This is a genomic window from Pseudomonas sp. IT-P44 (assembly GCF_949768225.1).
GTDB lineage: Bacteria > Pseudomonadota > Gammaproteobacteria > Pseudomonadales > Pseudomonadaceae > Aquipseudomonas > Aquipseudomonas migulae.
The window spans coordinates 129,735-142,614 of sequence record NZ_CATKQM010000057.1 but is presented as its reverse complement, the minus strand read 5'-3'; the positions used below and the strand labels follow the sequence as shown (position 1 = coordinate 142,614).

At 60.2% G+C, this 12,880-nt stretch carries 9 protein-coding genes; 1 reads left to right on the top strand and 8 read right to left on the bottom strand.

Translation table 11 applies throughout. The features are described 5' to 3' along the window. The first annotated feature begins 72 nt into the window (after window positions 1–72). Window positions 73–1,992 (top strand): PAS domain-containing sensor histidine kinase, encoded by a 1,920-nt coding sequence (locus ACM6IO_RS24470; RefSeq protein WP_223552940.1) that lies wholly within the window; start codon window positions 73–75, stop codon window positions 1,990–1,992. 377 nt (window positions 1,993–2,369) lie between these two features. On the opposite strand, the gene ACM6IO_RS24465 is transcribed toward ACM6IO_RS24470, so the two are convergent. From ACM6IO_RS24465 to ACM6IO_RS24430, 8 genes are all read right to left on the bottom strand, one after another. Then, on the bottom strand, window positions 2,370–3,518 hold the full coding sequence (locus tag ACM6IO_RS24465) for a MalY/PatB family protein (RefSeq protein ID WP_414912397.1): 1,149 nt from the start codon (window positions 3,516–3,518) through the stop codon (window positions 2,370–2,372). A gap of 104 nt (window positions 3,519–3,622) precedes the next feature. Beyond that, complete coding sequence (locus ACM6IO_RS24460; protein WP_223480018.1) at window positions 3,623–4,942, bottom strand: OprD family porin; 1,320 nt, start codon at window positions 4,940–4,942, stop codon at window positions 3,623–3,625. Between the two features lie 55 nt (window positions 4,943–4,997). After that, a complete protein-coding gene (locus ACM6IO_RS24455) occupies window positions 4,998–5,651 on the bottom strand; it encodes a hydrolase (protein WP_008041483.1) in 654 nt (217 codons plus the stop codon). A gap of 186 nt (window positions 5,652–5,837) precedes the next feature. Beyond that, complete coding sequence (locus ACM6IO_RS24450; protein WP_226299396.1) at window positions 5,838–7,106, bottom strand: OprD family porin; 1,269 nt, start codon at window positions 7,104–7,106, stop codon at window positions 5,838–5,840. Between the two features lie 127 nt (window positions 7,107–7,233). Continuing rightward, window positions 7,234–9,006 (bottom strand): acyl-CoA dehydrogenase C-terminal domain-containing protein, encoded by a 1,773-nt coding sequence (locus tag ACM6IO_RS24445; RefSeq protein ID WP_414912396.1) that lies wholly within the window; start codon window positions 9,004–9,006, stop codon window positions 7,234–7,236. Window positions 9,007–9,066: 60 nt separating this feature from the next. Beyond that, window positions 9,067–10,728 carry a cation acetate symporter gene (locus ACM6IO_RS24440; RefSeq protein WP_414912395.1) on the bottom strand — a complete coding sequence of 554 codons (1,662 nt, stop codon included), beginning with the start codon at window positions 10,726–10,728 and terminating at the stop codon, window positions 9,067–9,069. Next, the gene (locus tag ACM6IO_RS24435) at window positions 10,728–11,054 is read right to left on the bottom strand and encodes a DUF485 domain-containing protein (RefSeq protein ID WP_008041492.1); all 327 of its coding nucleotides are present in this window, start codon (window positions 11,052–11,054) and stop codon (window positions 10,728–10,730) included. Before ACM6IO_RS24435 ends, ACM6IO_RS24440 begins: the two co-directional genes overlap by 1 nt. 122 nt (window positions 11,055–11,176) lie before the next feature. Continuing rightward, window positions 11,177–12,799, bottom strand: a complete 1,623-nt coding sequence (locus tag ACM6IO_RS24430; RefSeq protein WP_223451464.1) for an acyl-CoA synthetase — start codon at window positions 12,797–12,799, stop codon at window positions 11,177–11,179. Window positions 12,800–12,880 lie beyond the last annotated feature (81 nt).

Sequence of the window (12,880 nt, the reverse complement as noted above, 5' to 3'; positions counted from 1 at the left end):
GGGGCATTTCGGCTTTCCAAACCCCGGGTTTGTCGCATACTCCTCAAAAAACAATCACGACGTGAGGGCTCAATGAACGAAGATCGAGGCAAAGCCAGCACCATCGAGGACGGGCGCTTTCGCCTGTTGATCGATGCGGTGATTGACTACGCGATCTACATGATTGATCCCGACGGCATCATCACCAGTTGGAATGCCGGCGCTCGACGTTTCAAAGGGTATGAAGAAGCGGAAATCCTCGGCCAGCATTTTTCGCGGTTCTACACCGAGGAGGACCGTCTCAAGGGGATGCCCCAACGAGCCCTGGACACCGCCATTCGGGAAGGGCGATTCGAGGGAGAAGGCTGGCGGGTGCGCAAGGACGGTACGCATTTCTGGTGCCATGTGGTGATCGATCCGATCCTCGATTCGACGGGCAAGTTGCTGGGGTTTGCCAAGATCACCCGGGACCTGACCGACCGCAAAATGGCTGAAGAAGTGCTCAAGCAAAGCGAACAGCAGTTCCGGCTGCTGGTGCAAAGTGTCACGGACTACGCTATCTACATGCTCGACGCTGACGGACGGCTGACCAACTGGAACCCTGGTGCCCAGCGCATCAAGGGTTACTTGCCCGAAGAAGTGATCGGTCAGCATTTTTCGATGTTTTACACCCCGGAAGACCGCGCAGCCGGCGAACCGAAGCGCACGCTGGACATTGCCATCCGTGAGGGGCGATTCGAGAACAAAGGCTGGCGAGTGCGCAAGGACGGCACGCGGTTCCTGGCGCATGTCGTGGTCGATCCGATCTGGGGCGATACCGGGACGTTGCTCGGTTTCGCCAAGATCACCCGGGATATTACTGAAGCGACCCGCGCTCAGCAGGCGCTCGAACAAACCCGTGAAGCGCTTTTCCAGGCGCAGAAAATGCAAGCCATCGGGCAATTGAGCGGGGGGATTGCCCATGACTTCAACAATTTGTTGACGGTGATCCTTGGCAATCTGGAAATCGTGCGCAAGCGAATCGGGGACGATTCGAAGATCACCCGATTGCTGGACAACGCCACTCAAGGCGCCTTGCGCGGAGTGGCGCTAACCCAGCGCATGCTGGCCTTTGCCAGGCGACAGGAACTGAAGACCGAGTCCGTCGAGATACCGACGCTGGTGGAGGGCATCACCGGCCTGTTGCGCAGTTCCCTCGGGCCTTCCGTAGTCCTCGAAACCCGTTTTACGGAAACGATCGAGCCTGTTTGGGCCGACAAAAACCAGCTCGAACTGGCAGTCCTGAACCTGGCGACCAATGCCCGCGACGCCATGCCCCATGGTGGCAAGCTCCTGATCAGCGCGCGCCCTGAAGACGCCGGCGATCACTCCTCGCTCACGCCAATGACAGGTCGTTATGTTTGCCTGAGCATCAATGACACCGGGGAGGGCATGGACGACGCCACACTCGCCGTGGCGATGGACCCATTCTTCACCACCAAAGGGGTCGGCAAAGGTACGGGGCTGGGATTGTCGATGGTGCATGGCTTCATCGAACAATTGGGCGGGCGATTCATTCTAAAAAGCCAGAAGGGCAAGGGCACCACGGCCGAACTGTGGATTCCCGTCGCCACGCAAGGCTCGATCGCCAAGCCTGCCCAGGAGGAAGCCGCACCGCCGGTGCCTCGTCTGTGCGTGCTGGTGGTGGATGACGACAGCCTGGTGCTGACCAGTACCTGCCTGTTGCTCGAAGATCTGGGCCATCAGGTGATCAGTGCGGTATCCGGGGCTCAAGCGCTGACAGTGCTCGACAGCGAACAGGTCATCGACCTGGTCATTACCGACATGGCCATGCCGCAAATGAACGGTGCGCAACTGGCGCAGGCGATCCGAAGCATCAGGCCCGACCTGCCTATTATCCTAGCCACGGGTTACGCCGAGCGGCTGGAAGGCTTTGCGACCCGGCTCCCGCGCCTGTCCAAACCATTCACGCAACTCAACCTGGTGGAAATCATCGCCTCGACATTACGGTAACAAACCGTCCGGCTCTTCAAGCGCCCGCTCTTATTCTCCCGCGCCCGTAGGAGCCGGCTTGCCGGCGATTGGCCCCTGAGTCCTGCGCTGTCCTTGCGGACTTCATCGCTAGCAAGCCAGCTCCTACAAGGTACGAGGTGGCTGGCATGGATGTGTGCCGCGACAAATTCCTGTAGGAGCCGGCTTGCTGGCGATTGGCCCCTGAGCCCTGCGCTGACCTTGCGGACGTCATCGCCGGCAAGCCAGCTCCTACAAGGTGCGATGTGGCTGGCAGTGATGTGTGCCGCAACAAATTCCTGTAGGAGCCGGCTTGCCGGCGATTGGCCCTTGAACCCTGCGGTGACCTTGCGGATGTCATCGCCGGCAAGGGGGGCTTGTTAGCGGTCGCGCAAACTGCGCTCCATCCGTGCAATGCCTTCCTCCAGCAACGCGCGCGGGCAGCCGAAGTTCAGGCGTACGAACTGTTGGCTGTCATCGCCGAAATCCAGGCCAGGACTAAGCCCGACCTTCGCCTTTTCAAGGAAGAACTGCTGCGGGTTCTCCAACCCCAGCGCCGAGCAGTCGAGCCAGGCCAGGTAGGTACTCTGAGGCACATTCATGCTGATGCCGGGCAAGCGCGTGCGAACGGCTTCCACCAGATAATCGCGGTTACTTTGCAGGTAGTCCTTGAGCGCGGCCAGCCACGGCGCACCTTCGGTGTAGGCAACGCGTGTCGCTTCCATGCCCAGCGGATTGACGCTGTCGACCATGCCGCAGCGCGCATGGTTGACGCGCTCGCGCAGGGCGCGGTCCTGAATGATCATGAACGAAGTCTTCAGACCTGCGATGTTGTAGGCCTTGCTCGCTGACATCAGTGTGATGGTGCGCCGGGCGATTTCCGGGCTCAACGAGGCGGTTGGAATGTGTTGGCGGCCGTCGAAGCACAGTTCGGCATGGATTTCGTCGGAAATGATCCAGGCGCCCTGTGCCACACAGATATTGGCCACGGCTTGCAGTTCTTCCCTTGGGAACGCCTTGCCCAACGGGTTGTGCGGATTGCTCAGCAGCAGAGCACCGCCGCCTTCCAGCGACTGGCGCAAGGCCTGAAGCGGCGTGGCGTACGTGCCATCAGCCATCGCCTCGAAATTCAGTTCAACCTTGTTCAGCCCCCAAAGCCCCGGTGCATGACGCAGCGGTGGGTAGTTGGGCGTTTGCACCACGACATTCTGTTGCGGCTGGACCAGCGCATTCAGGGCCATGTTGAAACCCGATTCCACGCCCGGCAGGAAAACCAGCTCCTGCGGCTCGACGCGCCAGGCGTACTTGTTCCAGAGGTCGGTCACGATGGCATTGCGCAAGTCATCCTGCGCCACGCTGTAGCCGAGCAACGGGTGTTCCAGACGTTTTTGCAGGGCCTGGATGATCACCGGTGGCGCGGCAAAATCCATGTCGGCAACCCACATCGGCAATACGTCGGCCGGGTAGCGGCTCCACTTGGTACTGCCGGTGTTGTGGCGGTCGAACACCTGATCAAAATCGAAGGTCATGCTCATTCTCATACAAGGCAGGATTGTTTTCGGCGGTCATGATAAACGCCAACCCCTGTGGGAGCGAGCCTGCTTGAGAGTGCGAGCACGCCGGCTGACGATTATCAGAAACGGCCGAAACTCAGCGGGTACTCGATAACGACATAAACCCTGTCGATATCATCGCCCGCCTGGGCGCTGTTGGCCCGGTGCGAGACATGGGACAGTTGCAGCGACAAGCCCTTGGCCGATCCAGACTGCACGATGTAGCGCAAATCGATGTCTCGCTCCCAATGCCGTCCACCATCACCTTGCAGCGGCCTGTACGCACCGACCGACTCATCGAACGGGTTGTAGGCGCCGCCCTTGGGTGCGTGCGTACCGTCGATCTGGCTGCCTGTGACATAACGGGTCATGAATTTCAGCCCGGGAATGCCATAGAGGCCCAGATCAAGGTCATAGCGAGCTTGCCAGGACTGCTCGTGGGCACCGTTGAAGTCGGCGTATTTGATCGAGTTGGCGAGGTAGATCGAGTCGCCACCGACGAAATCGAACGGGGTATCGCCGTTGACCTTTTGATAGGCCAACGTGAAGGCGTGGGCATCGACGGTGTATTTGCCTGACAGGCTGAACGCTGTGTTGTCGATAGCACCGGCCAACGCCTGGCCTGTGTCCTGCGTGCGATAGAGATTGGCGTCGAGGAACCAGCCGGACTGTTTCAGGTGCAGATTGGCGTAGTACTGATGCCAGGTGTCGGTCAGCTCTGAAGCATAGAGGGCCGCGCCGAACGGACTTTGCGTAAACAGGTCGGCACCCAGAATAGAAATGCCGCCCGCTTCAGTGTTGGCGCCGTAGCCGTAAAAGTTGTCCTTGCCCGAAGCACCGTCCTGATTCTTGAACGCCGTGAAGTGGCCGGCGACCAGATTCATTCCCTCAATCTCGTGGCTGTTCACCAGAAAACCGCTGGCGTATTCGGGTTGCAGGCGTTTATCCGCGGTGTCGAACACCGGGGTTTCGACCATCATTTCACCGAAGGCCAACGTGGTTTTCGATGCCTTGATTTTCAACGCGCCGCCAGCACTGGAATAGTTGTCTTCGCTGCGACCGTCGCTGTCCAGCGGCAATAATCCTGTCCCGGAATGGCCCTTGCCACCGTCCAGTTTCAATCCTAGAAAGCCGTGGGCATCGAGTCCGAATCCGAGGGTGCCGGGGGTGAAACCGGATTCAAAAGAGCTGATAAAGCCCTGAGCCCATTCGGCTTTGTAGCTTTTGCCTGCCGGCGTCGGGGATCGATAGTCGTTGTTGAGATAGAAATTTCGGCTCAGCACTTCAAGCTTCGCGCCGGCCAGCAAGCCCTGCGATTCATCTGCCAGGACCATGCCTGATAACAGCGCCGGCAAACACAGGCACAACCCGCGACTGAGGTCTCGTGAGGAAAACGTCATCGATCAGTCCACCGCGAAGGGAAGCGGCTCCGGAACCCCGGAGCCGCGTTATTACTTAATGACCTTCGGAGGCGCCGAACATGGTCTTGGCGTAGATCAGGCCCAGACCGTAAGAACCGCCGTTGGCGATCGAGGTTTTCACGGTTTCGTCGTAGGTCTCGGTACGTGCCCAGTCGCGCTGCAATTCAAGCAGGTATTGCAACGAAGTCATCGGCCGCGCGCCGATCTGGATCATGCGCTGCATCGCCATTTCATGCGCTTCGGTGGTGACGTCGCCACAGGCGTCGGCAATCACATACACCTCAAAACCCTGGTCGATGGCCGACAGCGCCGGGCCGACGATGCACACGGAGGTCCACAGGCCGGCGAGGACGATTTTCTGTTTGCCGAACTTATTCACTTCAACGGCAATGCGCTCGTCTTCCCAGGTGTTCATGCTGGTGCGGTCGATGACGTTGTGTTCCGGGAACACCGATTTGATTTCGTCGAAGATCGGGCCGGAGAAGCTCTTTTCGGCAACGGTGGTGAGGATGGTCGAGACCTTGAAGCCGCGTGCCGCCTTGGCCACCAGCGCGGCATTGTTGCGCAGGGTCACGGCGTCGATCGACTTGGTCGCAAAGGACATTTGCGACTGGTGATCGATCATGATCAGCGTGTGGTCGGTTGGGGTCAGCAGGGTTTTGCCGGGTACTGCTTTTGCGATAGCCATGGCGATGTCCTTACGGGGTGAGTGAGGAGGCCATGGTGGCGTAGAGTCGGACGGGGATATTGAACCGATGTGCTGTGTTTTGACTTTCTTGCGGGGGAGGCTAGCCAGTTCCTACAGGATCGGGGTGTACGCCCCCCCCTGTAGGAGCCGGCTTGCTGGCGAAACAATGGTGGCCGTTATACCGCCTTACCAGATCGGCAACGTGTAACTGACGATCAACCGGTTTTCATCCAGATCACTGCCAAAATTTGTCGAGCGCACTGTCGCATTGCGCCATTTCACTCCGACGTTTTTCAGCGGTCCGCTCTGCACGACATACCCGATATCGGTATCGCGCTCCCATTCCTTGCCTTCAGGGCGGTTGTTACCCAGGTCTATATCGGTACCGTTGATGTAGCGGGTCATGAACGTCAGGCCGGGAATGCCGAGGGCGGCAAAGTTGTAGTCGTAACGGGCCTGCCAGGATTTTTCGTCCTTGCTGGCAAAGTCGCCGATCTGTACGAAGTTCACCAGGAACGCATCGGTGCCATTGATGTAGGCATACCCGGTGTCGCCGCTCATGCCTTGATAGCCCAGGCCGAATGCATGCCCACCGAGGTTGTAGGTGAACATGGCGCCAATTGCCTTGTTGTCGACATTACTGCCGCCATCATCGATGGAGCGTGCGAACCGCAGATCAGTCTTCAACGATTGACCGACGGTGACCGGCAACACGTAGGTCAGGTTGACCAGGTGCTGGCTGTAGAAATTGTCGAGGTGGCCGTAGCTATAACCAGTGGCGAGGTTGCTGGTCCATTTGTAGTTCAGGCTGGCGAAATCGAAGCTGTCGCTGTCCAAATGGCGGCTGGTGATGCCCTTGGCGCCGGTTCGGGTGATGCCCATGTCCTCATAGTCCGAGGAGTCGCGCTGGTTGACCTGCGTCAGCCGTCCGGCATCCACGGTCAGGCCTTCGACTTCCAGCGAAGTCAGTTGGCCGCCCTTGAAGGTTTGCGGCAACAGCCGTGAATCGTTGGCCAATACCGTCGGCAGCTTGGGCAGCAATGTGCCCAGTTTCAATGTGCTCTTGGATGCGCGCAGTTTGGCGGTCAGGCCCAGTTCACCGTATTCGTCCTGCGCGCCTTTGCGCGTGTCGCGATGGCGCTGGAGCACGCCGGAGCCGGCGCGATCCGGGCTGGAGTCGAGTTTGACGCCTACCAGGCCGATCGCATCGAAACCGACCCCGATCAGCCCCTCGGTAAAGCCGGATTCGTAGCGCAACAGGAAGCCCTGCGCCCATTCCTCCTGTTTCGATTGCGCCGCGTTGGTCTGACGATAGTCACGGTTGAAGTAGAAGTTGCGTAGCTCAAGGCTGGCCTTGCTGTCCTTGATAAAGTCAGCAGCGGCGGGGGCCGAGAGGCTGATGACGCCGCCGGCCAGCAACAGTCGGGTAGCGAGAGTGCGGGTGTTGCGATCCATGTGAAGCCCCTTTGTTTTTATTATGAAATGACGGCTTGCGCGACCCTCGCCAACCGGGCGAGGGCTTACCAAGAAAAAACGCGAGCGCCGAAAAGAGAGGAGCGTGGCGCCGCGTGCGGTTCAATCGTTAGAACTGCTCGGCGCTCAGACCGAACAACGAGGCACTGCCGGCGCGAATCGATTGTTCGAGGCTCAAAATGCGCGGCAGCAGGCGATGGAAGTAGAAGTCGGCGGTGGCGATCTTCGCACCGTAAAAGTCTTCGTCGTCGGTTCGCTTTTGCCGGGCAACCTGCGCCATGCGCGCCCACAGCCAGGCGTAGGCCACATACCCGAACAGGTGCAAATACTCCACGGAAGCGGCGCCGACTTCGTTGCGGTTGGTCGCTGCCCGGTCCTGCAACCAGTCGCTCAGGTCTTCCAGGCGCTGCACGGCATCGAACAGTTGCGCGCTGTAGGGCGCGTCAGGCTGGTGGGCGAAATGCCGAATCTGGCCGGTGAACTGACGCAACGCGAAACCGTTATCGGCCAGCACTTTGCGCCCGAGCAGGTCCAGCGCCTGAATACCGTTGGTGCCTTCGTAGATCTGCGCGATGCGCACGTCGCGGACCAATTGTTCCTGGCCCCATTCGCGGATGTAGCCATGGCCGCCGAACACTTGCTGGCCGTTGATGCAGCTCTCCAGACCGGTGTCGGTGAAGAAGGCCTTGGCAATCGGCGTCAGCAGCGCGACCAGGCTCTGGGCACTCTCGCGTTCTTGCGCATCGTCGGAAAACTTCGCCAGATCGAGCTGCTGCCCGACATAACTGGCGAACGCGCGGCCACCTTCAGTCATGGCTTTCATGCTGAGCAGCATGCGGCGCACATCGGGGTGGACGATGATCGGATCGGCGACTTTGTCCGGGGCCACGGTGCCGGTCGGGGCGCGGCTCTGAATGCGTTCACGGGCGTAGGCCACCGCACTCTGATAGGACGCTTCGGCGCAGCCAATGCCCTGAATACCGATGGACAGGCGTTCGTAGTTCATCATGGTGAACATCGCTGCGAGGCCTTTGTTGGCTTCGCCCACCAGCCAGCCGCTGGCACCGTCGAAATTCATCACGCAGGTGGCCGAGGCCTTGATGCCCATCTTGTGTTCGATCGAACCGCAACTTACGGCGTTGGCCGCGCCAAGGGAACCGTCGGCATTGACCAGCACTTTGGGCACCACAAACAGCGAGATGCCTTTTGGTCCGGCCGGCGCGTCGGGCAGTTTTGCCAACACCAGATGGACGATGTTTTCGGTCAGGTCCTGATCGCCACCGGTGATGAATATCTTGCTGCCGCTGATGCTGAAACTGCCGTCCGCCTGAGGTTCGGCGCGAGTGCGGATGATCCCCAGATCGGTGCCGGCATGGGCTTCGGTCAGGCACATGGAGCCGGCCCAGCGACCTTCATACATCGGCGGCAGGTACAGGTCTTTCAAGGTCTCGCTGGCGTGGGCATCCAGCGCCAGGCACGCACCGGAACTCAATGCCGAATACAGCGCGAAACTGGAATTAGCGCCGTAGAGCATTTCTTCAAACTGCACGGCGAGCATTTTCGGCATGCCCATGCCGCCGTACTCGGGATTACCGGACAGGCCGACCCAGCCACCGTCGATGTACGTGGCATAAGCCTGTTTGAAGCCGATGGGCGTGGTCACCTGACCTTCATGCCACTGTGCGCCTTCTTCGTCGCCGCTGCGGTTCAAGGGTGCGATCAGGTGCGCGGTGACTTTCCCCGCTTCCTCAAGGATCGCGTCGGCGATGCCGGCATCGATGTTGTCAGCCAGGGCAGGCAGGCGTGCCCACAGGGCCGGGGCGTCGAACACCTCATGCAGGACGAAGCGCAGATCGCGCAGGGGGGCTTTGAATTCGGGCATAACGTGAACCTCGACAGGACGGTTGTGCACGGCGCCGCAACCGGGCGCCGTGCCTTTCAATCAATGACTGGAAGCGCTGGCAGCACCGAGACCGGTCTGGGCGCGCACGAACTGGTCGGCGTAGGCGTCACGTTCCTTGTCGGCCCGCACACTGCGGTCGAGTCGGGATACGACGACAATCACCAGGAACGCCAGCGGCATGGAAAACAGCGCCGGGTGGTCGTACGGGAAGATGGCGTGAGCATGACCGAGCACGGTCACCCACACGGCCGGGGACAGGATCACTAGCACCAGCGCGCAGATCAGGCCGGCAAAACCGCCGATGATCGCGCCTTTGGTGGTCAGGCCTTTCCAGTACATGGCCATGATCAGCACCGGGAAGTTGGTCGAGGCGGCGATGCCGAAGGTCAGGCCGACCAGGAACGCGACGTTCATCTTCTCGAACAGGATGCCCAGCAGAATCGCGATGATGCCCAGGCCCACGGTGGCCATGCGGGTGACGCGCATTTCCTGTTTCTGGGTGGCTTGGCCTTTCTTGAATACGGTGGCGTAGAGGTCGTGGGAAATCGCCGACGCACCGGCCAGGGCCAGCCCGGAGACCACCGCAAGGATGGTGGCGAACGCCACGGCCGAGAGGAACCCGAGGAACAGGTTGCCGCCTACCGCTTTGGCCAAATGCATCGCGACCATGTTGCCGCCGCCAATCAAGGCGCCGCCCACTTCACCGTTGACGTAGTACTGCGGATCGGTGCCGATGATCACCATCGCGGCGAAGCCCAGGGTGCAGACCACGAGGAAGAAGAAACCGATGAAACCGGTGGCGTAGAACACCGATTTACGCGCTTCCCTGGCGTTGGGTACGGTGAAGAAGCGCATCAGAATGTGCGGCAGACCGGCAATGCCGAATACCAGGCCGAGAGACATTGACGCGGTGTTGATCGGGTCGGCGAGCATTGAGCCGGGGCCCATGATATTCCAGCCGCTGGCATGCGCTTCGACCGCTTTGGTGGCCAGGGTTTCGTAGCTGAAACCGAACTGCGACATGGCCATGCCCGCGAGAGTCGTGCCACCGGCCAGCAGCAACACAGCCTTGATGATTTGCACCCAGGTCGTTGCGATCATGCCGCCGAAGATCACATACACCAGCATCAACGCGCCGACGATCACCACCGCTACCGGGTAGTCGAGGCCGAACAGCAATTTGATTAACTGGCCGGCACCGACCATCTGCACGATCAGGTAGCAACACACCACCGTCAACGAACCGAATGCAGCGAAGATCCGCACTTTGTTCTGGTCCAGTCGGTAGGAGACGATGTCGGCAAAGGTGTAGCGCCCCAGATTGCGCAGCCGCTCGGCCATCAGGAAGGTGATGATCGGCCAACCGACAAAGAAGCCGATGGTGTAGATGAAACCGTCGTAACCCTTGGCGAACACCAGGCTGGACAGCCCCAGCAGCGTAGCGGCGGACATGTAGTCGCCGGCAATCGCCAAGCCGTTCTGAAACCCGGTAATGCCACCGCCGGCAGTGTAGAAGTCCGAGGTGGATTTGGTCTGGCGCGCGGCCCACCAGGTGATGGCCAGCGTGCCGAGGACGAACACGAAGAACATGCCGATCGCATGCAGGTTCAGCGGTTGTTTTTCGATGGCACCCAACGCGGGTGCAGCGAATACAACGGAGGTCGGCAACAGGCAGGCTGCGGCGAGGATGAGTTTACGCATCACTTGCTCTCCTCAAGAATGGCCGAACCCAGCGCATCGAAGCGCGTGTTGGCGCTGTAGACGTACCAACCGGTCAGCAACCAGGAAAAAACAATGATCGCCGCGCCAACCGGCATGCCGAGGGTCAACATCCGGTGCTCGCCGAGCGGCGCGTGCAGCCATTGCGGGGCAAACGCCACCACGAACATGAACAGGTAATAAGTGCCCAGCACCGCAGCACTCAACGACCAGGCCAGGCGCGATCGACTGCTGACCAGTTGCAGGAATTTCGGGTTGGTCCGAATACGTTCACAGCGTTGGGTATCGGTTGCATGGATGTCGATCATGATGCGCTCCACATTGTTGTTGTTATCGGTGTGTGGGGGCAGGGCAGGCCGAATTCGGCCTGCACGAGCCCGAGGCGGCAGGTAGGACACCTGCCGCCTGATAGGTGAAACGTCGGTGAGGGTTAGAGGGCCTTGGCCCTGTCGCGCAGCACGTACTTCTGGATCTTGCCGGTGGAAGTCTTCGGCAGCAGGGTGAAAATCACCGTGCGCGGGACTTTGAAACCGGCCAGATGCTCGCGGCAGAAACTGATGATGTCGGCCTCGCGAACGTCCTGGTGATCAGCCTTCAAGGTGATGAAGGCGCAGGGCGTTTCACCCCATTTTTCATCGGGGCGGGCGACCACGGCGGCTTCCATCACCCCCGGATGGCGATAGAGCACGCCTTCGAGTTCGATGGTGGAAATGTTCTCGCCACCGGAAATGATGATGTCTTTGAGGCGGTCTTTGATCTCGACATAACCGTCGGGGTGACACACCGCCAGGTCGCCAGTGTGAAACCAGCCACCCTCGAATGCTTCGGCGGTGGCCGTCGGGTTTTTCAGGTAGCCCTTCATCACGGTGTTGCCGCGCATGAACACTTCACCGATGGTCTGGCCATCGCGCGGGGTCGGTTCCAGCGTCTTCGAATCGCCGACCATCACACCTTCGAGCGTCGGGTAGCGCACGCCCTGACGGGATTTGATCTGCGCCCGTTCTTCCAGCGGCAGTTCGTCCCATTCGGCATGCCAGGCGCAGAGGGTCACCGGACCATAGGTTTCCGTCAGGCCGTACACGTGGGTGACCTTGATGCCCATTTCCTCCACGGCGCCAATGACTTTGGCTGGCGGCGCAGCACCGGCGACCATGGCGTTGACCGGGTGATCGATGGCCGCCTTCGCCGATTCCGGCATGTTGACCAGTGCGTTGAGCACGATCGGCGCGCCGCACAGGTGCGTGACCTGATGTTCGCGAATCAGCGTGAGGATTTTCTGCGGATCGACCCGGCGCAGGAACACGTGAACGCCGGCGAGCGCGGTGATGGTCCACGGGTAGCACCAGCCGTTGCAATGGAACATCGGCAGGGTCCAGAGGTACACCGGATGGTTGCCCATGGCCCAGGTCATCTGGTTGCCCAAGGCATTCAAATAAGCGCCGCGATGGTGATAGACCACGCCTTTCGGATTGCCGGTGGTGCCGGAGGTGTAGTTCAGCGAGATGGCTTGCCACTCGTTGGCTGGCCATTGCCAGGCGAACGCCGGGTCGCCTTCGGCCAGCAACGCTTCATAGTCCAGATCGCTGACGGCCTGGCCTTCACCGTATTCCGGGTCGTTGACGTCGATGACCAGAGGCGGGTGATCAAGCATGCCGATGGCGGCGTGAATCACGTTATGGAATTCGCGGTCGGTGATCAGCACCTTGGCCTCGCCATGCTGGAGCATGAACGCAATGGCTTCAGCATCCAGGCGCACGTTGAGCGGGTTGAGCACGGCGCCGATCATCGGCACGCCAAAATGCACTTCCAGCATTTCCGGGATATTGGGCAGCATCACCGCCACGGTGTCGTCTTTGCCGATGCCGCGACCAGCCAGCGCCGAGGCCAGGCGTCGGCAACGGGTGTAGGTCTGCGCCCAGGTACGGCGAATCGAGCCGTGGATGACGGCGGGGTAGTCGGGGTAAACATTGGCCGTGCGCTCAAGGAAGCTGAGCGGAGACAAGGCGATGTGATTGACAGCCGAAGGGACTAGCCCTTGTTCATAGATCGACATGTGCGGTACTCGGTGGCTGATTGTTAGCTCTATCGGTGGCCTTTCAGCGTCGCCGCTGAGGTCACCTTTATATGTCCGGTG

Bases quoted from the DNA above. Each gene is read 5' to 3' on its own strand.
- ACM6IO_RS24430 (WP_223451464.1), bottom strand. From the start codon at position 12,799: ATGTCGATCTATGAACAAGGGCTAGTCCCTTCGGCTGTCAATCACATC.
- ACM6IO_RS24470 (WP_223552940.1), top strand. From the start codon at position 73: ATGAACGAAGATCGAGGCAAAGCCAGCACCATCGAGGACGGGCGCTTT.
- ACM6IO_RS24445 (WP_414912396.1), bottom strand. From the start codon at position 9,006: ATGCCCGAATTCAAAGCCCCCCTGCGCGATCTGCGCTTCGTCCTGCAT.
- ACM6IO_RS24455 (WP_008041483.1), bottom strand. From the start codon at position 5,651: ATGGCTATCGCAAAAGCAGTACCCGGCAAAACCCTGCTGACCCCAACC.
- ACM6IO_RS24440 (WP_414912395.1), bottom strand. From the start codon at position 10,728: ATGCGTAAACTCATCCTCGCCGCAGCCTGCCTGTTGCCGACCTCCGTT.
- ACM6IO_RS24460 (WP_223480018.1), bottom strand. From the start codon at position 4,942: ATGACGTTTTCCTCACGAGACCTCAGTCGCGGGTTGTGCCTGTGTTTG.
- ACM6IO_RS24435 (WP_008041492.1), bottom strand. From the start codon at position 11,054: ATGATCGACATCCATGCAACCGATACCCAACGCTGTGAACGTATTCGG.
- ACM6IO_RS24450 (WP_226299396.1), bottom strand. From the start codon at position 7,106: ATGGATCGCAACACCCGCACTCTCGCTACCCGACTGTTGCTGGCCGGC.
- ACM6IO_RS24465 (WP_414912397.1), bottom strand. From the start codon at position 3,518: ATGACCTTCGATTTTGATCAGGTGTTCGACCGCCACAACACCGGCAGT.